Source organism: Mycobacterium sp. GA-1841 (assembly GCF_001954135.1).
Lineage (GTDB): Bacteria > Actinomycetota > Actinomycetes > Mycobacteriales > Mycobacteriaceae > Mycobacterium.
Map to the genome: position 1 here is coordinate 1 of NZ_MBEQ01000120.1, position 23,885 is coordinate 23,885.

General features: G+C 64.9%; 21 protein-coding genes. 7 read left to right on the forward strand and 14 right to left on the reverse strand.

From position 1 onward, the window contains the following. Nucleotides 1-136: 136 nt before the first annotated feature. Genes hsaB through hsaA form a run of 4 tightly spaced genes read right to left on the reverse strand, consistent with a single transcriptional unit; the run spans nucleotide 137 to nucleotide 3,692 of the window. Nucleotides 137-703 carry a 3-hydroxy-9,10-secoandrosta-1,3,5(10)-triene-9,17-dione monooxygenase reductase subunit gene (gene hsaB, locus A5740_RS26770; protein WP_076199244.1) on the reverse strand — a complete coding sequence of 189 codons (567 nt, stop codon included), beginning with the start codon at nucleotides 701-703 and terminating at the stop codon, nucleotides 137-139. A 2-nt stretch (nucleotides 704-705) separates the two neighbouring features. Then, nucleotides 706-1,605, reverse strand: coding sequence for an iron-dependent extradiol dioxygenase HsaC (gene hsaC, locus A5740_RS26775; RefSeq protein WP_076199246.1), 900 nt, complete (start codon nucleotides 1,603-1,605; stop codon nucleotides 706-708). 3 nt (nucleotides 1,606-1,608) lie between these two features. Further along, entirely contained in the window at nucleotides 1,609-2,496 is an 888-nt protein-coding gene (gene hsaD / locus A5740_RS26780) for a 4,5:9,10-diseco-3-hydroxy-5,9,17-trioxoandrosta-1(10),2-diene-4-oate hydrolase (RefSeq protein WP_076199248.1), read from the reverse strand. A 5-nt stretch (nucleotides 2,497-2,501) separates the two neighbouring features. Continuing rightward, nucleotides 2,502-3,692, reverse strand: coding sequence for a 3-hydroxy-9,10-secoandrosta-1,3,5(10)-triene-9,17-dione monooxygenase oxygenase subunit (gene hsaA / locus A5740_RS26785; RefSeq protein ID WP_076199250.1), 1,191 nt, complete (start codon nucleotides 3,690-3,692; stop codon nucleotides 2,502-2,504). A 143-nt stretch (nucleotides 3,693-3,835) separates the two neighbouring features. Between hsaA and A5740_RS26790 the strand changes: the two genes are divergently transcribed. Together A5740_RS26790 and A5740_RS26795 are read left to right on the forward strand one after the other, a co-directional pair. Next, the gene (locus tag A5740_RS26790) at nucleotides 3,836-4,897 is read left to right on the forward strand and encodes a ferredoxin--NADP reductase (protein ID WP_076199252.1); all 1,062 of its coding nucleotides are present in this window, start codon (nucleotides 3,836-3,838) and stop codon (nucleotides 4,895-4,897) included. Nucleotides 4,898-4,919: 22 nt separating this feature from the next. Further along, nucleotides 4,920-5,495 carry a hypothetical protein gene (locus A5740_RS26795; protein ID WP_139335369.1) on the forward strand — a complete coding sequence of 192 codons (576 nt, stop codon included), beginning with the start codon at nucleotides 4,920-4,922 and terminating at the stop codon, nucleotides 5,493-5,495. A 24-nt stretch (nucleotides 5,496-5,519) separates the two neighbouring features. On the opposite strand, the gene A5740_RS26800 is transcribed toward A5740_RS26795, so the two are convergent. From A5740_RS26800 to A5740_RS26825, 6 genes are all read right to left on the reverse strand, one after another. Further along, the gene (locus tag A5740_RS26800; RefSeq protein WP_076199254.1) at nucleotides 5,520-7,025 is read right to left on the reverse strand and encodes a class I SAM-dependent DNA methyltransferase; all 1,506 of its coding nucleotides are present in this window, start codon (nucleotides 7,023-7,025) and stop codon (nucleotides 5,520-5,522) included. A 21-nt stretch (nucleotides 7,026-7,046) separates the two neighbouring features. Then, entirely contained in the window at nucleotides 7,047-7,655 is a 609-nt protein-coding gene (locus A5740_RS26805) for a hypothetical protein (protein ID WP_139335370.1), read from the reverse strand. A 103-nt stretch (nucleotides 7,656-7,758) separates the two neighbouring features. Then, nucleotides 7,759-8,658 carry a hypothetical protein gene (locus tag A5740_RS26810; protein ID WP_076199258.1) on the reverse strand — a complete coding sequence of 300 codons (900 nt, stop codon included), beginning with the start codon at nucleotides 8,656-8,658 and terminating at the stop codon, nucleotides 7,759-7,761. A gap of 4 nt (nucleotides 8,659-8,662) precedes the next feature. Further along, entirely contained in the window at nucleotides 8,663-10,036 is a 1,374-nt protein-coding gene (locus tag A5740_RS26815; protein ID WP_076199260.1) for a restriction endonuclease subunit S, read from the reverse strand. Then, a complete protein-coding gene (locus tag A5740_RS26820; protein WP_254849351.1) occupies nucleotides 10,033-13,566 on the reverse strand; it encodes a DEAD/DEAH box helicase family protein in 3,534 nt (1,177 codons plus the stop codon). The genes A5740_RS26815 and A5740_RS26820 overlap by 4 nt, the downstream gene beginning before the upstream one ends. Before the next feature lie 99 nt (nucleotides 13,567-13,665). Then, entirely contained in the window at nucleotides 13,666-15,795 is a 2,130-nt protein-coding gene (locus A5740_RS26825; RefSeq protein ID WP_076199262.1) for an acyl-CoA dehydrogenase, read from the reverse strand. Between the two features lie 273 nt (nucleotides 15,796-16,068). Between A5740_RS26825 and kstR the strand changes: the two genes are divergently transcribed. Beyond that, nucleotides 16,069-16,674: a cholesterol catabolism transcriptional regulator KstR gene (gene kstR / locus A5740_RS26830; RefSeq protein WP_164480958.1), complete on the forward strand. Its 606-nt coding sequence runs from the start codon at nucleotides 16,069-16,071 to the stop codon at nucleotides 16,672-16,674. 3 nt (nucleotides 16,675-16,677) lie between these two features. Then, nucleotides 16,678-17,439: a trehalose-phosphatase gene (otsB, locus tag A5740_RS26835; RefSeq protein WP_076199266.1), complete on the forward strand. Its 762-nt coding sequence runs from the start codon at nucleotides 16,678-16,680 to the stop codon at nucleotides 17,437-17,439. On the opposite strand, the gene A5740_RS26840 is transcribed toward otsB, so the two are convergent. Genes A5740_RS26840 through A5740_RS26855 form a run of 4 tightly spaced genes read right to left on the reverse strand, consistent with a single transcriptional unit; the run spans nucleotide 17,436 to nucleotide 21,198 of the window. Further along, the gene (locus tag A5740_RS26840; RefSeq protein WP_076199268.1) at nucleotides 17,436-18,536 is read right to left on the reverse strand and encodes a LacI family DNA-binding transcriptional regulator; all 1,101 of its coding nucleotides are present in this window, start codon (nucleotides 18,534-18,536) and stop codon (nucleotides 17,436-17,438) included. The two genes, otsB and A5740_RS26840, sit on opposite strands and share 4 nt — an antisense overlap. 11 nt (nucleotides 18,537-18,547) lie before the next feature. Then, nucleotides 18,548-19,426 carry a metal ABC transporter permease gene (locus A5740_RS26845; protein ID WP_076199270.1) on the reverse strand — a complete coding sequence of 293 codons (879 nt, stop codon included), beginning with the start codon at nucleotides 19,424-19,426 and terminating at the stop codon, nucleotides 18,548-18,550. Beyond that, nucleotides 19,426-20,208, reverse strand: a complete 783-nt coding sequence (locus A5740_RS26850) for a metal ABC transporter ATP-binding protein (protein ID WP_076199272.1) — start codon at nucleotides 20,206-20,208, stop codon at nucleotides 19,426-19,428. Before A5740_RS26850 ends, A5740_RS26845 begins: the two co-directional genes overlap by 1 nt. A gap of 6 nt (nucleotides 20,209-20,214) precedes the next feature. Further along, nucleotides 20,215-21,198 (reverse strand): metal ABC transporter solute-binding protein, Zn/Mn family, encoded by a 984-nt coding sequence (locus tag A5740_RS26855; protein WP_076199274.1) that lies wholly within the window; start codon nucleotides 21,196-21,198, stop codon nucleotides 20,215-20,217. A 57-nt stretch (nucleotides 21,199-21,255) separates the two neighbouring features. Between A5740_RS26855 and A5740_RS26860 the strand changes: the two genes are divergently transcribed. From A5740_RS26860 to A5740_RS26870, 3 genes are read left to right on the forward strand one after another with little or no spacing between them, the layout of a single operon-like run. Continuing rightward, nucleotides 21,256-22,386 carry a GTP-binding protein gene (locus tag A5740_RS26860; RefSeq protein ID WP_076199276.1) on the forward strand — a complete coding sequence of 377 codons (1,131 nt, stop codon included), beginning with the start codon at nucleotides 21,256-21,258 and terminating at the stop codon, nucleotides 22,384-22,386. A 29-nt stretch (nucleotides 22,387-22,415) separates the two neighbouring features. Continuing rightward, a complete protein-coding gene (bluB, locus tag A5740_RS26865) occupies nucleotides 22,416-23,075 on the forward strand; it encodes a 5,6-dimethylbenzimidazole synthase (protein WP_076199278.1) in 660 nt (219 codons plus the stop codon). Between the two features lie 9 nt (nucleotides 23,076-23,084). Beyond that, nucleotides 23,085-23,846 carry a LamB/YcsF family protein gene (locus A5740_RS26870; RefSeq protein ID WP_076199280.1) on the forward strand — a complete coding sequence of 254 codons (762 nt, stop codon included), beginning with the start codon at nucleotides 23,085-23,087 and terminating at the stop codon, nucleotides 23,844-23,846. Nucleotides 23,847-23,885 lie beyond the last annotated feature (39 nt).

Consider the following 23,885-nt stretch of genomic DNA (forward strand, 5'->3'; position numbering starts at 1 on the left):
CCCCCCCCACAACACACCCCCCCCCCCCCACAAAAAAAACACCACATATTAAAAAAAACCCCAGGTAATACAATGTAGCGGGGCCCCCCCCCCCGGGGGGGGGGGCCCCCGCCACATTGTCGTTGCGTCAGGAAATTTATAGCCAGGTATCGGACGTCGTCGTGGTGAGGAAGGCTTCCAGGTCGTCGCGCCACTGCGCCGGGGTGTTCTTGTCCGGCTCGATCCCGGTGTACTCGCCGCGATAGAACAGCAGCGGCCGAGGCTTGAGTTTCGAGACCTCCGAGAGCGCGTGCACGGCACCGAACACCACGAAGTGATCCCCACCGTCATGCACCGAGTGCACCGTGCAGTCGATGTGGGCGAGGCTACCGTCGATCACCGGCGAACCGAGCTCCGAAGGTGTCCAGTCGATACCGGCGAACTTGTCCGGCGCCTTGGAGCCAAACTGCGCGGACACATGCTGCTGCTTCTCATGCAGCATGTTCACGCAGAACTTCCCGCTGGCCTCGATGGCCTGCCAGGCGCGTGACTGCTTGGTGGGGCAGAACAACACCAGCGGCGGGTCCAGCGACAGCGCAGCGAAGGACTGGCAGGCAAAGCCGATCGGCACGTCGTCATGGACGGTGGTGATGACCGTGACGCCAGTACAGAACTGGCCGAGCACATTTCGGAATGTGCGCGGATCGATCGCGGCGGAGGACATGCCTACTTGAATCCGACCGAGAAGTCGTGCCCCCACAGACTGACCGCGGTGGACTCCCGGGCGACCCAGTTGTGATCGTCGACTTCGAGGCCCTCACAACCGAACTCGACGTCAAAACCGCCCGGCGTCTTCATGTAGAAGGACAGCATCTTGTCGTTGACGTGCCGGCCCAACGTCGCCGACATCTTCACCTTGCGGCGCAGTGCCCGGTCCAGGCACAGACCCACATCGTCGGAGTTCTCCACCTCGACCATCAGGTGGACGATGCCACTGGGCGTCTGCCCCGGCATGAACGCCACACTGTGGTGCCGGGGGTTGACCCCGAGGAAGCGCAGCCAGGCGGGGTCGCCATCGGCCGGCCGGCCCACCAGCTGCGGAGGCAGGCGCATCGAATCCCGCAGATAGAAGCCCAGCACGTCGCGGTAGAAGTGCAGCGACTCCGCGTCGTCCTTGGTGGTGAGGACGACGTGGCCCAACCCCTGCTCTTCGGTGACGAACTTGTGCCCGTAGGGGCTGACCACGCGCCGGTGCTCCAGAGCGACGCCGTGGAACACCTCCAGCCGGTTGCCCGACGGGTCCTCGAAGACGATCATCCCGTCGACCCGACGATCGGCGAGCTCGGCTGCCGTCGCCTCTTTGTACGGTGTCCCGTTGGCCTCCAGCCGGGTCCGGATATCTTGCAGCTCAGCGGCATTCGCCGTCTCCCAGCCGGACTCCAGCAGCCGGTCATGCTCACCAGGGACGATCACCAGCCGCGCCGGGAACTCGTCCATCCGCAGGTACAGCGCACCTTCGGTGGCGCCGGACCCCTCGACCATGCCGAGGACCTTGAGTCCGTACTCGCGCCAGGCGGCCATGTCGGTGGCCTCGATGCGCAGGTAGCCCAGTGACTTGATGCTCATGGCCTAACCCCCAAGGAAATCGATGGTGAGCTTGTTGAACTCGTCGAACTTCTCGACCTGAGCCCAATGCCCACACTGCCCGAAGACGTGCAGCTGCACACGCGGAATCTGCTTGACGGCCACCAGTGCGCCGTCGAGCGGGTTGACCCGATCCTCGCGGCCCCAGATCAACAGCACCGGCTGGCGCAGCTTGTACACCTCGCGCCACATCATGCCGAGTTCGAAGTCCGCACCGGCGAACGACTTACCCATCGCGCGGGTGGCGGCCAGCGACTCCGGCGTGCTCGCGATCGCGAAGCGCTCGTCGACCAGCTCCGGAGTGACGAGCTTCTGGTCGAACACCATGATGCGGATGAACGCTTCGAGGTTCTCGCGCGTCGGCTCGTAGTTGAACTTGGCGAGCGCCTTCACACCTTCGGTCGGATCCGGCGCGAACAGGTTGACGCTCAACCCACCGGGACCCATCAGCACCAGCTTGCCGGCGCGATCGGGGTAGTCGAGCGCGAAGCGGACCGCGGTGCCACCGCCGAGCGAGTTGCCCAGTAGCGGAATGCGGCCCTGCAGGCCGAGGTGGTCGAACAGCCCGAGCAGCGCCTTGGCGCTGTAGCGGTTGTACTGCTCGTGCTCGGTGTGCTTGTCGGAGTACCCGTAGCCGGGCTGATCGACGGCCAGCACGTGGTAGCGCTCGGCCAGCACCGCGATGTTGCGGCCGAAGTTCGACCAACTAGACGCGCCGGGACCACCGCCGTGCAAGAGCACGATGGTCTGCGCCTCGGGGTCACCGGCCTCGTGGTAGTGCAGCCGCATGTCGTCTCGGACCTGGGCGTACCGGGAGGTGGATTCGAACGTGATCTCTTGCTGCTGGGCAGCTTCGGCGGCGAACGACGTCATCGCGATCAGACCATCGTGTCGGCCGGAGGCAGGCCGAACTCGTTGTTGCCGAAGATCAGGTAAGCCCGCTCGGGATCGTTGGCGGCGTGCACCCGGCCGGCGTGGGCATCCCGCCAGAACCGTTGCACCGGCGCGTCATTGGCCAACGCGGTGGCACCCGACGCCTCGAAGAGCCGGTCGATCGAGGCGATGGCACGGCCGGTGGCCCGCACCTGGTCGCGACGGGCGCGGGCCCGCAACTCGAACGGGATCTCCTGGCCGGCCGACAGCAGGGCGTACTCGTCGGCGACGTTGCCGGACAGCTGACGCCAGGCGGCGTCGATGTCGCTGGCCGCCTCGGCGATCCGGATCTTGGCGAACGGATCGTCCTTGGCCTTCTCACCGGCGAACGCCGCGCGCACCCGCTTGCCCTGGTGCTCGACGTGCGCGTCATAGGCGCCGTAGGCCATGCCGACGATCGGGGCCGAGATGGTGGTGGGATGGATTGTGCCCCAAGGCATCTTGTACACCGGCGCGGTGTTGGTCTGGTACCCACCGGCGGTGCCGTCGTTCATCGCCTTGTAGGACAGGAAGCGGTGCTTGGGCACGAACACGTCCTTGACGACGACGGTGTTCGAACCGGTGCCGCGCAGGCCGACGACGTTCCACACGTCGTCGATCTGGTAGTCGGTCCGCGGGATCAGGAAGCTGCCGAAGTCGACCGGGCGTCCGTCCTTGATGACAGGGCCGCCGAGGAAGGCCCAGGTGGCGTGGTCACAACCCGAGGACCAGTTCCACGCACCGTTGACCAGGTAACCATCGCCGGCCTCGGTGACCACACCGGCACCCATCGGGGCATAGGAGGAGGAGATCCGCACCGCGGTGTCCTCACCCCAGACGTCTTCCTGCGCCTGCTGATCGAACAGCGCCAGGTGCCAGTTGTGCACGCCGATGATGCCGGCCACCCAGCCGGTGGAACCGCACGCGCTGGCCAACCGCCGAACCGCCTCGTAGAACAGCGTCGGGTCGCACTGCAGACCGCCCCACTGCTCGGGTTGCAACAGCCTGAAGAAGCCGATCTCTTCCAAGGCCTTGACGTTCGCATCGGGCAGCTTGCGCAGATCCTCGGTCTCCTGCGCGCGCTCACGCAACGTTGGTAGCAGCTCATCGATGCCGGCCAGAACCGCCTGCACGTCACGCTGTTCAATGGATGTCACTGAATGCCTCCCGAGAATCGGACTTAAGCTGAGATTAGAACACGTTACGATTTGTGTCGAGTAGCGACTTCTAACAGGGTCTGGACCTGCATAAGTAGGTTTTTGTAACATGTTCTAGTTATGAGTGAAGAGAGGGTCCAGCCGTGACGGATGAGCCACTGGGCAACCACGTGCTCGAACTGCAGGTGAGCGCGGTCATCGACGAGACGGCCGACGCCCGGTCGTTGGTGTTCTCCGTCCCCGAGGGTTCGGAGATCTCGCCCGACAAACTGCGCTACTCCCCCGGTCAGTTCCTGACCCTGCGGGTGCCCAGCGACCGCACCGGTTCGGTAGCCCGCTGCTATTCGCTGTCGAGCTCGCCGACGACCGACGACCAGCTGACGGTCACGGTCAAACGGACCGCCGACGGCTACGCGTCGAACTGGCTGTGCGACAACGCGCATGCCGGGATGAAAATCCACGTGCTGGCGCCCTCGGGGACGTTCGTGCCCAAAGATCTCACCACCGATTTCCTACTGCTGGCCGCGGGCAGCGGCATCACGCCGATGATGGCGATCTGCAAATCCGCGCTCGCCGAGGGCACCGGCAACGTCGTGCTCGTCTACGCCAACCGCGACGAGAACTCGGTCATCTTCGGCGCGACCCTCCGCGATCTGGCGGCCAAATACCCCGACCGGTTCACCGTCGTGCACTGGCTGGAGACCGTGCAGGGCCTGCCCAGCACCGCGGCGCTGGCCGGACTCGTCGCGCCCTACGCCGCACGTCAGTCCTTCATCTGCGGGCCCGGACCGTTCATGACCGCCGCCGAGCAGGCCCTGCAACAGGCCGGCGCATCCGCCGAGAACATCCACATCGAGGTGTTCAAGTCGTTGGAGTCCGACCCGTTCGCCGCGGTGGTGATCGAAGAAGACGACGACAGCGACCAGGGCCCGGCCACCGCAATCGTCACCCTGGACGGCACCACCCACGAGTTCCGCTGGCCCCGTTCGGCCAAGCTGCTCGACGTCCTGTTGGACAAGGGCCTGGACGCGCCGTTCTCCTGCCGCGAGGGCCACTGCGGAGCGTGCGCGGTGTTGAAGAAATCCGGCGACGTCGAGATGGAGATCAACGACGTCCTGGAACCCTCCGACCTCGACGAAGGGCTGATCCTGGGTTGCCAGGCCACGCCGGTGTCGGATTCGGTCGAAGTCACCTACGACGAGTAACGAGCGGATACCTTTCTTGACGATGACGATCAACAGGCTCTCCGCAGCGAGCGCGGCAGCGGCGCTGACCACGGCAGCGCTGGCGTATCCCGCGTCGGCCACCGCGGCCGCCAACTCGGCCGTCAGCTCGATTCCCAGCCCGCAGGGCACGATCGAGATGCACGTCAGCGCGGACTGCGCCGGGACAACGTGCAACTTCAGGACATCGGCGAACCTACTGACGCCGGATGGCCCGATCGGGTTTCCCGGTGACGCGTGGGCCCGTCAGACCATCACTCTGCGCAGCTCGAACAAAGACACGTGGCAGGAAGCCTCCTACAGCGCGCCGGCCGGGATGCCCCGCGAAATCAAGGGCTCCAACCACGACAACGTGCTGTCGAAGCTGTACCGGTCGGTCAACAAGGTCGAGATCTCCGTGACCACCTTCGGTGGCGGGCCGATCGAACGCTTCACCGTCGACGGCGTTTCGACCCCGACCAAGTGGCAGACCGGCCAGCCCAACACCGCAGACAACTTCATCATCTGCTCAGACATCCACGTGACCTGGGGCGGGGTGAACCTCACCACGCCGAGCGCCTGCGCCACGACCGGGTTCTGATCGGCACTTCCCGGCGAGATGCGCTCACTCGGAGCCGGTAGGGCCCGAGGCACGGGCGGCGAGAGCATCCGCCACTGCGCTGAACTCGGCGAGCGCCGCGGTGAGGTCATCGACGATCTCTTGAGCGATGATCTCCGGGGGTACGCCGTCGTCGAGGTCGGCGGCCGAGGGGTCTTTCAGCCACGTGATATCGAGATTCAACTTGTCCCGAGCCATGAGTTCGTCGTAATCGAAGGCACGGAAGCGCTCTGATTTAGTTCTGGCAGAGCGGTTCTCCGCGTTGAAGGCCTCGACAAACGGCACCAGGTGTTCGTCGAGCATCGGCCGCTGCTTGAGTGTGAAGTGCGATCCGGTTCGCAAGTCGTAGACCCATAGTTTCTCGGTCCATGGCTTGCCAGGGCGCGCTTGCTTGCGGTCGAAGAACAGTACGTTCGCCTTGACGCCACCGGCATAGAAGATGCCGGTGGGCAGCCGCAGTAACGTGTGCACGTCGTACTCGTTGAGGAGCCGCCGGCGCACCGTCTCACCAGCGCCGCCTTCGAACAGCACGTTGTCGGGGACGACGACAGCGGCCCGTCCATCGATTTTGAGCGCGGTGGCGATGTGCTGGACGAAGTTGAGCTGCTTGTTTGTGGTCGTGACCCAGAAGTCGTTTCGGGCGTAGGCGATGTCCTCGCGTTCGGCGCGGCCGTCATCACCGATGACCGTGATCGACGATTTCCGTCCGAACGGGGGGTTGGCGAGCACCATCGAAACCGGATCAACCTTGGTGGCCAGCGCATCTCGCACGGCAATCACAGGTTCGCCGGTAGCTTGCCCGATGCCGTGCAGATACATGTTCATGGTGCCGAGCCGGGCGGTGGCGTCGACCAGCTCGACGCCATGGACGGTGCGTCCTTCACTCAATGCGCGACGCTGCTCCGGAGTCATCGAATCTGAATGATGTTTGTTCAGGTAGTCAACGGCAGCGAGCAGGAAGCCGCCCGTGCCGCAGGCCGGGTCGGTAATGGTGTCGGTGGGCGCTGGGCGCATCACGTCGACGACCGCGTGAATCAATACGCGTGGTGTGAAGTATTGGCCTGCACCGGATTTAACATCGGAGGCAGATCTCTGCAGGAGCCCTTCGTATGCGTCACCATTGAGATCGCCCCCGACCGACCAGGTTTCTGATCCGATCAGGTCGACGATGAGCTTACGCAGTAGCGCGGGCTCCTGAATCTTGTTCTGCGCCTTGCGGAAAACCACGCCCAGGTTGGTGGTCTGCTTGCTGAGTTCATCCAGGATCCGGCGGTACTCAACTTCAAGGTCCAAGCCGTTGAGACCGGCGAGGCGGTCCCACGAGATGTCCAGCTCCGCCGGCAGGATCTGCTGGCGCCGAAGCCCCTTTTGCCGTTCGTCCGCCATCTTGAGGAACAGCAGGTAGCTGAGCTGCTCGACATAGTCGATGTTGGATACTCCTGCGTCACGTAGTACGTCGCAGTAGCTCCACAGCTTGTCGACCAGGCGGCGCAGTTCAGCGTGATTGGACACGCCTGTGAGCGTAGTCGCAGGCTAGACGTGCGCCTCGAGGCGACATAGCAAGCGCAGGTGCGGATGCTCGGCCGGATTCACGCGCTCGGCGATGACACAGTATTCGTGTGCCCGTTCCAACAGTGCGCGCAGGTCATCCAGGAGCCAGTCCGGAACGTAGCCCAGCGCCTCGCCGGTGGCCGCGCAGACAAGCTGTGCGCGCTCGTTGACCGGATTGGTGTCGTCGGCCCGCAGCTGCAGCCGATCGCCCTGCCGAACGCGACTGAGTGCGTCGGTCGCTCCCTCCACATGTCGCACGCCCGAGGCGAGGAATCGGCTGACGACGACGCCGTTCTCATCGGAGCTGAGGTCGTCGACCAGGTGGAAGGTGTCAGTCACCCGAGGCCCGCCGGTGCGAGCCAGCAGCTCCATTGGAGTGTCCAGTTCCGGGTCGTCAAGACCGATCGCGGTCAAATACGCCGGATACGACGCACGTCGCTTTGACATCAGGCGATTGACGAAGAACGCAGGCAGCGCGTCAGAGACGTAGGTCTTGCTCACATCTGGAAACTGAACCAAAGGATGAAAGCCCTCTGCACTGGCGTCGCTGGTGTATTCGAACACGTATCGACCGTCGACCAGCTCGATCAAGATGCCAACTCGGACGAACTGGCGAGTATCAGGGTTCTGCCAAATCAGGAACAGGCGGCGCTTCTCGTCGATGACCGGCGCGGTGGCAGCACTCAGAGACGAGCTACTGGTCATTGACGATCCTTTCCTGGTTGTAGGTGAGCAGGCTGATTCGGAATCTACGGCCTTGGTCCGACAAGTATGGGATCTGCTCGAAGATCTCGGTGAGGCTGGCAACCGTCACTGCCGCCAGCTTACTGCGCCAGTAGCTCTGAACTGCATTTCCAGCCAGTTGGAGTGCGGTGTTGGCTACCTGCACCAGCGCTGGCCGGCCCGCGAAGTGAAAGCTACGGCCTTTCTGGCTCCAGCGAGCGAGCCGCTCGTCGTCGGCCGCAAGTTTGGCCGCTTGCTCCTCTGATTCCTGGAATCCGAGTGCGTTGCCGTGGTCATAGGAGGGCGCCAGGCGAAGCGAACCGGCGTGGTTGATGGCGGCCCAGTTCTCGTGGTGCCGGTCCCTGCCGGCAACCCACGCATCGAGCATCACATAACCAGCCCACGCCTCGAACCCGCTGACCACCGGTGATTCGCAGGCAGTAGGTGCGGCGACTCCTTCAAGCGCAGCACGGACCGCACCGACGGTGTAGCCGGGATTTTCCCGGTGCGCGGTCGCGTCGTAGTCCGGATTATGGCGGGTGAGCAACTCGTTGCCGTGGATGAGTTGCTCCCGTTCGTGCCACACAGCACGGGACAAGCTCCCACGTCGACCACAATGCTGGCCGGGGATCACGATGGCCGTCGGCACGCCGATGAGTTCGGCCAGCTGATGGACCGCCCACTCTGCCCAATCCTCACCCCGGACATTGGTGCCGTCGGGGTCGCTACGGGCGTACTTGAAGAGGTACTCAACTCCGTCCGGACCAATGATCCAGAACTTCTCCTTGCCGCCCAGCGGCTCCTCGGAGATGCGCCCGTCACCATCGCGAAGCCAATCGTCGATGATGATCGACTCCCACCGGACTGGCACTTTGTCAGCTCTGAGTGGCAGTCACTGCGGAACGTTTTGCGGCGCGGTTTCGAACTGGCTTCGATTCCGCCCGAAGACGCTCGAGAGCGACCTCTGCCGGCTCGTCCGATGGGTCTTGGTCGACGAGTTCGCCGTTGAATGCTGCGCGAAGGAGGGCCCGGCGGAGCGCCGCGGAGCGCGCCTGAGCAACTCCAATGCCATCCATAAGTCGGCCGAAAGACTCGAGACCTCCGCTGATTCGCTCGACGATGGCACTTTGCATTGCTGGTGGAGGCACCGGAACCGGGAATGCTCGAATTGTCTTCAGACTCACCGACGCAAGGTTCACACTCTGCTTGCCATTCGTCATGAACCAAGATCTGCCGAAAGAGTTTGCGTGCCATGCGATCAAGCGCGGGTCAATAACGCCATCCAGCACGCGGGCTCGAAATACATGATTCTGATGAAGGCAGTCGGGCACCTGGCCTTCCCAAATCCAACCACGTCCGAGCTTGTCGCGGTCACCTCCTTCATTTAGCAGCACATCGCCGATTTGAAGCGTCAACTTCTTGACCTGTGCAGGCGTCGCGCGGATTTCCGCTACGTAATCGAGGTCAAGGTAGCCAGCTTGTACGTTCGCCACGCGTAAATAAGGATGGAGCACTAACGAGTCATCGCTCTGCTTCTTTGAATCTTTCGTGATCCCACCGACAACCTCGGCGATCTCGCCGAGGCGCGACCAACGCCAGTTCTCCGGTAGCTGCGGCAATTCCCCGTCAATTACGTCAGCATCCGTAGGCGGCAAGGCTGCACCATCCGAGCCAACAACTTCACAGTGCGAATAGTTGACGGCCCTTTCAGCTAAGAAGCGAATTCGCTGCGCGGACGACTCCAACACCTTTTCGGCAGCATCCAGCCTCGACAGGTGATCCTCCAGCACCTCAGCGATGCGTTGCTGCTCTGCCAACGGAGGTAAAGGTATTGGAGTGGATTCAAACTTGCCACGCGTTATGTGGACCATGCCACTTCCGTGAGCGGAAACATACATGGCATCAATTGCAGATCTCAGCACGTATTCCAGGTAGCGGTCATCAATACACTCATACGCCTCTACCTTGAAGATGTGCTGGTTTAACGCCCCCTCGCGGGGGTCAGCCCATCGGTGGACTGACAAAGTTGCAGCCCAAGAAACAAGGATGTCACCAGTTTTTACTCGGTGTTGCGGCAGCAATTCGCCTTCATAGTGATTGAATGAGGATCCTGACCCCGTGAGATTTTGGATGCGAATAATCGGGAGCCCCGATTTACTCCACTCCGACTTCTTGAAACCGCGACCATTCGTGTACTTCGCAACCTCGCCAAGCGTCGTCCACGCCCAGCCGTCCGGCAGATCAGTCACGCAGTCAACTCCATACTCAATTCGTCAAGCAAGGCTTGCGCTTCCTCCAGGGTCGACACCGAAAAGTCCTGGGCGAAACGGTCCACACCACCCAGCGACGACAGTGGCAATTGGTCGAGGTCGTCGACTCCGACATGAATGCTCGTCTTCAACACATCGACAATCGTTGCTAGCCAGCGCTTCTGCTCGCCGGAGTATGTCCTCCCGCGGCGCTGTTGCTCGTCGATCCACTCAGCCAGCCTTGACTCAACGACTGAGGCAAACGGTCGAATCTTGGACTCGCCAGCGTCTTTCGACAACTCGTGGCGCAGGATAGTGATCAGGTCGGGCACGCCTGCCTTGTGATCCGGATCCGCCAACTCACCCAATTCGGCGTACGACCTCCAGATCATGTCGACACTGCCGATCTCGGGAACACGCGCCACCTTCTCCGCCAACGCTTTCAGATCGCGATAGCTCGGCCGCTCGGACCCACTGCCGTGCACAACTTGCAAGGCGGCGATCTCGTCTCGATGCTCAGCCAGATACTCGCGGAAACAGGCGATGCGGTCGCGCGAGGCTTCGGCGTAGTCGATACGGACGGTCTCTACCACGGTGTCTTTGCTGACTTCGTCGAACAACAGATCCTTGGCACGACGGATATCGAGGATGCGCCGTCGCAACTCGGGGTTCGTGGTCAACGGCGCCACACCGTCGTTGATCAACTCTCGGACTGCGGCATCTCCGCCCCGATCCTGTGCGGCGACAACGGCATCGGTATCGCAGGCCGCGGCAATCCGGCGTGCGATGTCGCGCAGCGGAATACCGCCTGCGACCTCGGCGATTTCGGTGTCCTCGGCAGGCTCCAACTGCGAGGCCAACTTGGCCAACCGGACCGCGAGGGTCGACGCGTCATCCGGCGTCAGCGTCATCTGACCGGCCTTGGAGAGCAACTTCTCCAGCGAGACACTTGGCTCGCGTTCCATCGGGGTGGCATCGACAAGCTCGGAATCGGTGACACCGACCGCATCGACGATGACGAATCGGTCCTTGGTGAAGCCTTTGTGGGCATCGGGTGTGACCGCTGCATAGTCGTCGGCGTTGATGATCCGGGCGCCGCGGCCCTTCATCTGTTCGAAGTACACCGCTGATCGCACTGATCGCATGAAGAACACGCATTCGATGGCTCGCACATCGGTTCCTGTTGCGATCATGTCCACGGTCACCGCGATTCGCAGCGAGGGGCTGTTGCGGAAGTCCGCCAGCCGTTCTTTCGGATTCTTGGCGTTGTAGGTGATCTTGGTGGCGAAATCTGAGCCCTCATTGAAGATTTCACGCACCTGCTCGACAATCTCATCGGCATGGGCATCTGTCTTCGCGAAGATGAGTGTCTTCGGCATTGCAGACCGGCCGGGGAAAATCTCGGTGTAGAGCTTGTCTCGGAACGTCGTCAACACCGTGCGGATCTGATCCTCGGAGATGACGGTGCGGCCCAGTGCATTTCCGGTGTAAGCAAAGTCCTCGTCGAGTTCCTCGTACCGCTGCGCGCGCGTCTTGCGATCACGCACGGGCACCACGGTCTTCGCTTCGATGATGCTGCCCTGCTCAGTGATCTGCGTACGCATCCGGTACACGTCGAAGGGAACGTTGACCCCGTCGATCACCGACTCTTCATAGGTGTATTCGCTGATCAGGTTCTGGTCGAAAAAGCCCAACGTCTGCTTGGTGGGCGTGGCCGTCAGTCCGATGATCGGAGCATCGAAATAGTCCAGCACTGCGCGCCACCGACCGTAGATCGACCGGTGGCATTCGTCGACAACGATCAGGCCGAACGTCTCCGGCGGAATATTGGGGTTGTAAACCACGTCCACCGGTGACGTCGATTCGTCGTCGTCAGTGTCGGTGTCGTCGTCGACATCGGGAATATCCTTGCCTTGCAGCAGCATGTACAGCCGCTGAATCGTCGAGATGAGAACGTTCGTGGAACCGAGAACCGTGCTACCCGCCAGTCTCTGAACGTTGTAGATCTCTCCGAAACGGCGACCATCGTCACGCGGGACATAGCGGTCGAACTCGTCGTGGGCCTGCTCCCCCAGGTTGTTTCGGTCAACCAGAAACAGCACCCGTGCAGCGTTTGCATGCTTGATCAGTCGATAGGTCGACGTCACTGCCGTGAACGTCTTACCCGCGCCGGTTGCCATCTGGACGAGACCGCGGGGGTGGTTGTCCTTGAGCGACTTCTCGATGCCTTCGACAGCTTGAATCTGGTTGGGCCGCAACCCTTCCTTATCAAGTGGCGGCAATGTCTGCAGGCGGGCGCGAAAGGTCGGAGCGTCGGGCTTCTCGTCGGCCTCGCTCATCCAGGCGCGGATGGTCTGCGGCTTCGCAAACGCGAAAACTTCTCGCGACCGTGGTTTCGGGTCGAGCTGGTTGGTGAAACGGGTCTCCGCACCCGTCGCTTCATAGCGGAACGGCAAAGGCTCGCCACGGCGCCATGTCGCAATCTGATGCTCCGCGCGGAGACCCTCGGCGTACTTGCGGGTCTGCTGCTCAACACCGATCAGCAGCGTGCCTTCGCGCTTTGCTTCGATCACGCCGACGATCCAGCCATCGACGTACAACATGTAGTCCGCGAAACCGGTCGCTACGGGAAATTCGCGCACTGCGACACCGATGCCCGCCCCTGGATTCATGTCGGCGAAGTCCTGAATGAGCCAGCCGGCGTCGGTCAGCTGCTTGTCGATGATGCGCCGCGACTGGACCTCGTTGCGGGGCGGCCGGCGCCGGAAGGCCTGGGTGAAGGTCTTCGCGTCGCCGGCAGTGACGACCGGTACTTGAGCTGAGGCCACCGTCCCCGTCTGAAGCAGTTCAGCGATCTGCGCTTCGAGCTGAGACAGCGAGGCAGCCATCACGGCCTCACGCTCGCGGATACGTGCCAATTCCGCCTCGGCGGCGGCACGAGCCTGCGCCTCCGCCTCTTGCGCTGAACGTGCCGCGTCCAGAACCGTCAGCGTCTCGCCCAGATCCGACCGAGACTTGTCCAGGACGGTCTGGATCTCCGCGATCGCTTCGCGATCAGCTGCTCCTGTGGCAACGGGCGACGAGGCCGGTTCCGGCGCGATGAAGCTCCGCGGTGTCCGATCTCCGGAAATCGCCAGCCGAAGAAGATTACCGAGCTGCCAACACTTTTCGAGGGCCGATAGCGCACGACGGACGTCGAACAGATGATCATGAGTGGCTTCGTTGCCATGCCTGCGCACATCGTGGAACACCCGTGCCGTGTCCGTGGTCAAAACGCCGGCACGTTCCAGGGCGATGATGCGATCGACTTGACGCCCGCTGTCACACGAGGTCCTGGTGCGGATGATGAGCTGCTCGGCCAAGACCTCACCGAACTGGCGGCACTTTACGAGCGCGCCATTAGGGTCCGAGTAAATTGACGACTCAGCACCAGCGCCATAAACAGCGAGCAGGGGCTCAATCGCGGCGAGGGCTCCGAAGTTGGGCGACGTGCTGGCAACCTCGACGAGTCGGGGATCGATCCGGACCACCACCGCGCCCTCTCACCACTTGCCTGGTCGTATTGTCAGCTGGCTGACTTTACCGGACTGGCGCGACAGGCCAGCGGATTAATGCGCTGACTTTCTGTCCTACCGCGGCAGGCCGAGCAACCGCTCGCCGGCGACCGTCAGCAGGATCTGCTCGGTTCCGCCGGCGATCGTCAGGCAGCGGGTGTTGAGGAAGTCGTGCACCTCCTGGTTGCGCACCACACCGCCGCCCTCGGAGAGCTCGAGGCGGAACTCCGCCAGGGCCTGGCGGTAGCGCACCCCGATCAGCTTGCGAGCGCTGGCCTGCGCGCCGGTGTCCTGCCCGGCCACTGCGAGCTGCGCGATCCGCTGATCCAGCAGTGAACCCACCTGGGCGGTCAGGATCAGCCCACCGAGCCGGTCCAGGTCGGCCGGGTCCACGTCCGGCTGCGCGCCGAGGGTCCGCAGCAATTCCTCCATCGGGTTGCCCAACGCAGTGCCACCGGCCATCGCCACGCGCTCGTTGGCCAGCGTGGTGCGGGCCAGCCGCCAGCCGTCGTTGACCGTGCCCACCACCATCTCGTCGGGCACGAACACGTCGTCGAAGAACACCTCGTTGAACAGCTCGTCGCCGGTGATCTCGCGCAGTGGCCGGATCACGATGCCCGGGCTCTTCATGTCGATCAGGAAGTACGTGATGCCCTTATGCTTTGGGGCGTCGGCGTCGGTACGCGCCAGGCACACACCCCAGTGCGCCTTCTGCGCCGCCGAGGTCCACACCTTCTGCCCGGTCAGCTTCCATCCGGCCTCACCGTTGGGGCCTTCGGCGCGAACGGCTTTCATGCGCAGAGCGGCCAAGTCGGAACCGGCGCCCGGCTCGGAGAACAACTGGCACCAGGACAAGTCACCACGCAGCGTGGCCGGGACGAACTGGTCGATCTGCTCGGGGCTGCCGTGCTCCAAGATGGTCGGCACCGCCCACCAGCCGATCACCAGATCCGGCCGCTCCACCTTGGCTGCGGCGAGCTCCTGATCGATCAACAGCTGCTCGGCCGGAGATGCGTTGCGGCCGTAGGGTCGTGGCCAGTGCGGGGCCTGCAGCCCGGCCTCGGCCAGCGCCACCTGGCGCTTGTCCACCGGCAGGGCGGCCACCTCGGCCACTGCCGCGCTGATCTCCGGACGCAGGCCGGCCACCGACTCCAGGTCGATGCGCAGCTCGCGGCGCACGCCTTCCTGGGTCAACGCCGAAACCCGGCGCCGCCACGAGCGCTGGCCGCCGAGTGCGTGCGAAATCCCGTAAGCCCGACGCAGATACAGATGTGCCTCGTGTTCCCAGGTGATGCCGATGCCGCCGAGCACCTGGATGCAGTCCTTGGCGTTGGCCTTGGCCGCCTCGATGCCCGCGGCGGCTGCCACGGCTGCGGCGATCGACAGCTGCGCCGCATCGGATTCCGAGACCGCACGCGCCGCGTCGGCCGCCGACACCGACACCTGCTCGGCACGCAACAACATCTCGGCACACATGTGCTTGACGGCCTGGAAGCTGCCGATCGGCTTACCGAATTGCTCACGCACCTTGGCGTATTCGGTGGCAGTCTGCAGTGACCAGCGCGCCAGCCCGGCGGCCTCGGCGGCCAGCACGGTGGCGGCGACGTCCGCGAAGCGCTGCCGCGACACCTCGAGCACCTGCGCCGGGGCCGCATCGAGCACGACCCGGGCCAGCGGCACCGAGAAGTCGGTTGCGGTGAGCAGCTCGATGCTGACGCCGTCGGCTCCGGCGTCGACCAGAACCACCTGATCTCCGGCCGGCAGCAACAGCACGCCGGCGGCGTCGGCACCCAGAACGTATTCGACGGTGCCCGACACCCGCTCACCGTCGAGCGTGAGGTCCGCGCTCAGCGCTGCCCCGGCCGTGCGCTCACCCGATACCAGCGCCTCCAGCACCGCGTCATCGGTGACGATCAGGGTGGCCAGCGCGGTGGTGGCCACCGGCCCGGGAACCAGAGCTGCCGCTGCCTCGTCGACCATCGCGCACAGGTCCTCGACCGTGCCGCCGGCGCCGCCGTGTTCCTCGGCGACCGCAACGCTGAAGATCCCTAGTTCGGCGAGACCCTGAAACGGCCTGCGCCACGCGTCGGTATCGTGTTCCCCGGCTCGGACAGCTGCGGCGCTGTCGGTCGCCGCCGCCCAGCTTCGGACCAGGTCACGGGCGGCAAACTGCTCGTCGGTGATGGTGGCAGATGCGCCGGACATGGTGGACCTCCTAGCCGCTAACGCGAGAAGTCCGTGCTTCCCACTAGAACGTGTTCTAATGGTGACAGCGTTCGACCGTCAAGTCGACCGGCATCACAGCAGTACACGTTCGTGTCTTCACCGGCGCGGAGGTGCGTAGAAGGAGATCGGCGTGCGTATCGTTTTCGACGAGGTACGCGACGAGAAGGAGCCACAGACCGCATGTCTGGCGCATCACGGCCATCAGGCAACGACACCTCCGGGTCGGACTCACGACCACGTGAGGTGCTGAACGTGGCCGTCCTCGCCGAATCCGAGCTCGGCTCCGAAGCACAGCGGGAACGCCGCAAGCGCATCCTCGACGCCACCCTCGCCATCGCCTCCAAGGGCGGCTACGAGGCGGTGCAGATGCGCGCCGTCGCCGAGCGGGCCGATGTCGCCGTCGGCACGCTCTACCGTTATTTCCCCTCCAAGGTGCACCTGCTGGTGTCGGCCCTGGGCCGGGAATTCGAACGCATCGACGCCAAGACCGACCGGGCCGCGCTCGCCGGGGGCACGCCGTACCAGCGGCTCAGCTTCATGGTCGGCAAGCTCAACCGGGCCATGCAGCGCAACCCGTTGCTCACCGAGGCCATGACCCGCGCCTTTGTCTTCGCCGACGCCTCGGCGGCCGGCGAAGTCGATCACGTCGGCAAATTGATGGACTCGATGTTCGCCCGGGCCATGAGTGACGGCGAACCGACCGAGGATCAGTACCACATCGCCCGGGTGATCTCCGATGTGTGGCTGTCCAACCTGCTGGCCTGGCTGACGCGCCGCGCTTCGGCCACCGATGTCAGCAAGCGACTCGATCTGGCCGTGCGTCTGCTGATCGGCGCGGAGGACAAACCTAAGATCTGACGGGTGAGAGCTCTCCCCGCAGAACTCAAGACCGCGCTCGCCAAGGCGGCCGGATCGGATCGTCTACTGATCACGTCCGACTTCGACGGCACGCTGGCCCCGATCGTCAACAACCCGGCTGATGCGCGCCCGTTGCGCGAGGGGGCTGAAGCTCTTGTCGCGCTGGCCCAATGCCCCGGCACCGCGACCGCGCTGATCTCCGGACGCGCGCTCGAGGTACTGCGAGAGCTGTCGGGCCTGCCCGCCACAGTGCACCTGGTCGGCAGCCACGGCGCCGAATTCACCTCAGGATTCGCCCATCACATCGACCGCGACTTATTGGACCGCATTGCCACCGAACTGGGCGCCATCGCCGCCTCCCGGCCCGGCGTCACCGTCGAACTCAAACCCGCCAGCGTGGCCCTACACGTACGCAACGCCTCCCCCGCCGATGCCGAGGCCGCGTCCGCGCAGGCTCTCGACGCCGCACAAGCCTGGGAAGCGCAGCTGACCACGGGCAAGGCCGTGCTCGAATTCGCCGTCATCACCACCGACAAGGGCGAAGCCATCGACATCCTGCGGGACGAGCACCAGGCGTCCGCAGTGATCTACTTCGGCGATGACGTCACCGACGAGAAGGCGTTCCGCCGGCTGCGTGACGGTGATATCGGCGTCAAAGTGGGCCCAGGCGACACGCTGGCCGGCTACCGCGTCGCCGAACCGGAAGACGTTGTGGCGGCGCTGAAGTACTTGTTGGACGAGCGCCAATCCGCCGAAACGGGCTAGGCCGGCGGGCCCGTGGTCCGGCCTCGCACCACCTCGGTGGGCAGCACGTCGATCACCGGAAGCCCGTCGCGCGGCGGAGTGTGCAGCAGTTCGCCGGCGCGCCGCCCCTTGGCCACACTGGACTGCACCACCGTGGACAGCCCGCGCCGCAACGCCTCGGGCACTCCGTCGAAACCGGTCACCGTCATCTGCCCCGGCACGTAGATGCCCCGTGAGCGCAGGTAATCCATGGCCGACAACGCGAGCACGTCGGCCGTGCACATCAGGGCGGTGATGCGGGGATTGGCCTCCAGCGCCACCTCGGCCGCGGCCCCACCGGAGGTCGGCAGATGGTCGTAGCTCTCCACCACGGTCAACGTGGCCGGCGCCAGGCCCGCGGCCGTCATCGCGTCATACACCCCGTGAATGCGCTCGCGCTGCACGTGGAAATGTGGTGACAGCACCCGATCGGGGTCTGCCAGCGCGGGTTTCATGCTCTCGTGCGGCCAGTCACGACCCAACCGCATGGTCAGCAGCCCGACGTCCCGGTGGCCGAGATCCAAGACCTGCTCGGCCAGTTGACGCATCGCATCGCGATCGTCGATGCCGACCCGCGACACCCCCGCCACGTCCTTGGGCTGGTCCACCACCACGACCGGCAATTGGCGCTGGCGTACCACCGGCAGGTACGGGTCGTCGTCGGAGGCGGAGTACACCACGAACCCATCGACACCGGCCGCGAGCACCGCCGCCGCACCATCCTCGAAGCTGCGGTTGGGCCCGATCGCCACCAGCAGCAGCCCCTGTCCGACGGCCTCACACGATTCGGCAAGTCCGGCAACGAAATCCAGTGCGGCCGGATCGCTGAACGAGTAGTTGAGCGGCTCGGTGATGATCAGTCCCACTGCCCCGGCCTTACGGGTGCGCAGGGACCGCGCGACCGGATCCGGCCCGGCGTAGCCGAGCCGCTTGGCGGCATCGAAGATCCGGTCGCGAAGCTCCGCCGACAACTGGTCAGGACGGTTGTAGGCGTTGGAGATCGTGGTGCGGGAAACCTTCAGTTCGGCCGCCAACGAAGCCAGGGTGGCCCGCCGCGGCGGGTGGGGACTCCTTGGCATGCTTTCCGAGGCTAGTGGATGGCCGAATTCCTCACCCGGTCAACCGTCCACATCGCCAACCAGATTCCGCACGCGAAGGTGACGATCACGAAGCTCGGCGGCATATTGAAAATTGAGGAGATCGCTAACCCCGCCCACACCGACACCACGCTGATCCCGGTCGAGATCGCCATCGCGGCGATGGGCCGGGCGGTCACCATGATCGCCGTCGCGGCGGGCGTGACGACGAGCGCGAACAACAGCAGCGTGCCCACCGCCAGCACGGCCATGGTCACCGCGACGCCGAGGAGAACCATGAACAGCACCGACAAGGCGCGGACCGGTACCCCTTTGGCCTCGGCCACCTGCGCGTTGACCGACGCGAACAGCAATGGGCGGAAAACGAATACGATCGCCGCGGCCAACACCACCAACAGCACGGTGAAGGTCAGCAGCTGCTGATGCGTGATTGCCAGCAGGTTGCCGAACAACACGTTGGTCAGCGTCGACGAGTTCTTGGTGGCCAATGAGTTGAAGAACAGGCCGAAACCGGTGGCCAGCGCCAGCACGGTGCCGGTGGCCACCTCGCGATCATGGGCGCGGCTGCCCAGCGCCCCGATCACCACGGCCCCCGCGATGCAGAAGGCCCCCAGCCCCAGGCCGACGGGCAAGCCCAGCAGTGCCGCGCCGGTGGCCCCGGGCAGACCGATGTGCGCCAGGGCATGCGCGGCGAACGCCGTGTTGCGCACGATGACGAAATAGCCGATCAGACCGGCGGCGAGCGCCACCAGGGTGCCGCCGATCAACGCGTTACGCATGAAGGCCGAGGTCAGGATCTGCCACCAGTTGTGCTGATAGCCCAGTGCCAGGGTGCTCTGGGCGAACGTGCCGTGACCCAGCACTCCCGTCATCACCCGCTCCTCATGTACATCTGGCCCAACGGGGTGTTGGCCACCTGCACGGTGGTGCCGTACAGGTGAGTCAGCAGCTCGGCATCGACCACCTCGTCGATGGCAGCGTGGTGGGCGTGCCCGTCGAGCAGGTAGATGGCGCTGTCCAGAACGCTCAGCAAGGGGTTGAGGTCATGGGCGACAACGAGAATCGTGACGCCGAGGTCATTGTTGAGCCGGGCCAACAGCTGCACGATCTCGTGCTGATTGCGCAGATCGAGCGCGGCCAGCGGTTCGTCGAGGATGAGCATTTTCGGTTGTCCGACAAGGGCACTGGCCAATGCGATGCGCTGACGCTGACCACCGGACAGTTCCGACACCCGCATATCGGCGAAGCCGGTGGCCTCGACCCAACTCAACGCCTCGTCGATGCGGGCCTTTTCGGCCGCCGAGGTACGAGTGAAACCCCAGCGCCGACCGGTCAATCCCAGGGTGACGGCGCCGCGAGCCCGGATCGCCGATCCCGCGCCGGCGACATAGTCCTGGGGGACATAGCCGATCAGATCGTTGTGCTCACCCGGCGCGCCGCCGAGGACCCGGACCGAACCCGAGGCGGCCGGCAGCAGACCCAGCACCACCTGCAACATCGTGGACTTGCCGGAACCGTTGGAGCCGATCAGCGCGACGATGCCGCCGCTGGGGATCTCGAACGTCCCTTCCGACCAGATCAGGCGCCCGCCGCGCACGGCGCTGACGTCGTCGAAGACGAGCGCGGGCGGCTCAGCGGAGTTGGGTGCCACCAGTTGACACTAGCCCTGGATGCCGAGGGCTTCAGCGAGCGCGGTCAGCTGGTCCACCTGCCACGCCTCGAACGAATCGGCTCCGGGCGGCACGGTTTCGGTGACATCGACAACCGGAACTCCGGCACTGTCGGCCGCGGCGCGGATCTGCTGGGGCAGCGAGCCCTCGGTCTGGGTGTTGTAGATCAGGACGTCGACGCCGCGGTCGCCCAGCAGCCGCAGGAAGGCGTCGAGGTCGGCCGGTGACGGATCGGTCCCGTTGGACGAGGCGGCCTGGTAGCCCGCCGGGGTCTGATCGACCAGGCCGGCCGCGGTCGCCAGGTCGTCGAACACCGCTTCGGTGGCGGCGTACCGCTTACCGGGCGCCTTGGTCTTGATGTCGGTGATCAGCTGTTGGTAAGGCTGCATGGCGGTGGTGAACTCGGCACGACGCTGCGCGAAGTACTCCTTGGCCTGCGGCGCCAACTGGCTCAGCTCGTCGGTCACAGTGTCGGCGAGGCCGGTCACCGCGGCCGGGTTGTACCAGGCGTGCGGGTTCGCGGAGTGCTCGTGGGCTTGATCGTCGGCCTGGTCGCCGCCGTGATCGTGGTCCCCGGCTGCGGTGACCACGACGGCATCCGGCGCAGTGCTCTGCGCCAGCTTGGTGGCCCACTCGTCGTAGTGCCCGCCGTTGACGACGACCAACTGCGCGCCCTGGAATTTCGCCGCATCCGCGGGCGCGGGCTCGAAGTCGTGCGGATCCACCGACGATCCGGCCACCACCGTGGTCACCTTCGCGCAATCCCCGCCGAGCTCGGACACGATGTCGCCCCACTGGTCGACGCTGACGACGACGTTGACGGGCGTCGTCGGGCAGTCTCCGGCGGGTTCGGCGTCGTTGGTCTCCCCCGCGCTGCAGGCGACCAAGGTGAACGGCGCGGCCAACAGCACGGCGGCGACCGGAAGACGCAGGTTCAGACGGGACAGCACGGCGATAACGATAACCGTTTGCATTATGCGACGCACATCCAGATGATAGCTTACTGAAAATCATTTTCAATAAGGAGTCAGATGGCCGACCGCCTCCCCGTCACCGTCCTGTCCGGCTTCCTCGGCGCAGGCAAGACCACACTGCTCAACCACATCCTGGCCAACCGCGACGGCAGGCGAGTCGCCGTGATCGTCAACGACATGAGCGAAGTCAACATCGATGCCGCGCTCATCGCCGGGCAGGGCCATCTGGACCGCACCGAGGAAAAGCTCGTCGAGCTGACCAACGGCTGCATCTGCTGCACGCTGCGCGAGGATCTGGTGGAGGCGGTCGGGACGCTGGCCTCGCAGGGCCGCTTCGACCAGCTGGTGATCGAATCGACCGGTATCTCCGAACCCATGCCGGTGGCCGCCACCTTCGACTGGGAGTTCGAGAACGGTTTCCGGCTCGGCGACCTGGCCCGGCTGGACACGCTGGTGACCGTCGTGGACGCGGCCACCTTCCTGACCGAGGTGGTTCGCGGCGACGCCCTGGCCGAGCGCAAGTTGACCGCGGGCCCGGGCGACGGCCGCAACGTGGCGGATCTGCTGGTCGACCAGGTCGAGTTCGCCGATGTCATCCTGCTCAACAAGACCGATCTGGTCAGCGCCGAACGGGTCGGCGCGGTCGAGGCGGTGGTCCGCAAACTCAACCCGCACGCGCGGCTCCTGCACACCACGCACGGCGTGGTCGATCTCGGTGAGGTCCTCGACACAGGCTTGTTCGATCCGGTCGCCGCGGCGCAGACTCCGGGCTGGGACGAGGAGATCGCCGAAGGCCACACACCCGAGACCGAGGAGTACGGAATCGGCTCGATGACGTTCCGGGCCGATCGTCCGTTTCATCCCCAACGGCTTGCCGACGTACTCGAACAGGTGCGGGGCCTGTTGCGCAGCAAGGGTTTCTGCTGGATCGCCAGCCGAGCGTCGATCGCGGCGATCTGGTCACAGGCCGGCCCGAACCTCGTGATCGAGCCGGCCCAGTTCTGGTCGTCCACCGAGATCCAGCCCGGCCAGGAGATCGTGTTCATCGGGATCCGCATCGACCGCCCGGCACTCGACGCGCTGCTGCGCGCAGCCCTGCTGACCGACGACGAACTCGCCGAAGGTGACCAGGCGTGGGCACGGTATGCCGATCCGCTGCCGGCCTGGAACGTCACACACGTGCACTGAGCGGCTTGCGGTCCACATAAGCTCGACCCGTGTCCGAGCATGCCTTCAGCCCCGACGAGCGCCGCGCCGTCTACCGGGCCATCGCCGAACGTCGCGACATGCGCCGGTTCGTCCCGGGCAGCACAGTGGCACCCGAGGTTCTCGGCCGGCTTCTGCACGCCGCCCACGCCGCACCGAGCGTCGGCCTGATGCAGCCATGGCGATTCATCCGGATCACCGATGTCGCGCTGCGCGCCAAGATCCACGCGCTGGTCGACGAGGAACGCGTCAACACGGCCGACGCGCTGGGCACCCGCGGCGACGAGTTCCTGGCGCTCAAGGTCGAGGGCATCCTCGACTGCGCCGAGCTGTTCGTCGTCGCCCTCGGCGAGCACCGCGACCGGCACATCTTCGGCCGCCGCACGCTGCCCCAGATGGACCTGGCGTCAGTGTCGTGCGCAATCCAGAACATGTGGCTGGCCGCGCGCGCCGAGGGACTCGGCATGGGCTGGGTGTCGATCTTCGAACCGGTGCCCCTGGCTCAACTGATGGGCATGCCCGACGACGCCGAGCCGGTGGCGATCCTGTGCCTGGGCCCGGTGCCGGAGTTCCCCGACCGGCCGGTGCTGGAGATCGAACACTGGACCGTCGGGCGTCCGCTGCCCGAATTCGTCTCGGAGAACGGCTGGCCGTCCGAGGCCGCGCCTTAGGCTGATCGGGTGGCTGCATCCGTCGACCTCAATGCCGATCTGGGCGAAAGCTTCGGCGCCTGGACACTCGGGGACGACGAGGCCATGTTGAGGCTGGTCACCAGCGCCAACGTCGCCTGCGGCTTTCACGCCGGCGACCCGGCGCTGCTGCTGCGCACCTGCCGCGCGGCGTCCGAGCTCGGAGTCCGGGTCGGCGCCCAGGTCAGCTACCGAGACCTGGCCGGTTTCGGCAGGCGCTTCATCGATGTCAACCACGAGGATCTGACTGCCGAGGTGATCTACCAGATCGGCGCCCTGCAAGCCCTCGCCCATGCCGCGGGAACGACCGTGCGCTACGTGAAACCCCATGGCGCGTTGTACAACACGATCGTCAGCCACCGTGCGCAGGCCGCCGCAGTGGCGGCTGCAGTGGCGGCCGTGGACGCCGGCCTGCCGGTGCTGGGCCTGTCCGGTTCGGTGTTCTTCGAGGAGGCCCGGCAGCTCGGTCTGCGAACGGTGGCCGAGGCCTTCGCCGACCGGGCCTACCAACCCGACGGCACGCTGGTGTCCCGGCGCGAACCCGGCGCCGTACTCCACGATCCGGCGGCGATCGCCGACCGCGTCGCCACAATGGTGACGACGGGACGAGTGTTCGCGGTCGACGGGTCGGCGGTTCCCGTCACCGTGGAATCGGTGTGTGTGCACGGGGATTCACCGGGGGCAGTGCAGATCGCCACCGCTGTGCGGAAACGCTTGGCGGCCGAAGGGATCCAGCTGAGGCCTTTCGCCTAGCCTGGCCACCCTGTCACTATTGGTAATGATTACCATTTC

What these genes read in the sequence shown, in the direction of transcription:
- hsaB (WP_076199244.1), bottom strand. Translation starts at nt 703, where the DNA reads ATGTCCTCCGCCGCGATCGATCCGCGCACATTCCGAAATGTGCTCGGC.
- hsaC (WP_076199246.1), bottom strand. Translation starts at nt 1,605, where the DNA reads ATGAGCATCAAGTCACTGGGCTACCTGCGCATCGAGGCCACCGACATG.
- hsaD (WP_076199248.1), bottom strand. Translation starts at nt 2,496, where the DNA reads ATGACGTCGTTCGCCGCCGAAGCTGCCCAGCAGCAAGAGATCACGTTC.
- A5740_RS26795 (WP_139335369.1), top strand. Translation starts at nt 4,920, where the DNA reads ATGACGATCAACAGGCTCTCCGCAGCGAGCGCGGCAGCGGCGCTGACC.
- A5740_RS26825 (WP_076199262.1), bottom strand. Translation starts at nt 15,795, where the DNA reads ATGTCCGGCGCATCTGCCACCATCACCGACGAGCAGTTTGCCGCCCGT.
- A5740_RS26840 (WP_076199268.1), bottom strand. Translation starts at nt 18,536, where the DNA reads ATGCCAAGGAGTCCCCACCCGCCGCGGCGGGCCACCCTGGCTTCGTTG.
- A5740_RS26845 (WP_076199270.1), bottom strand. Translation starts at nt 19,426, where the DNA reads ATGACGGGAGTGCTGGGTCACGGCACGTTCGCCCAGAGCACCCTGGCA.
- A5740_RS26855 (WP_076199274.1), bottom strand. Translation starts at nt 21,198, where the DNA reads ATGCAAACGGTTATCGTTATCGCCGTGCTGTCCCGTCTGAACCTGCGT.
- A5740_RS26860 (WP_076199276.1), top strand. Translation starts at nt 21,256, where the DNA reads ATGGCCGACCGCCTCCCCGTCACCGTCCTGTCCGGCTTCCTCGGCGCA.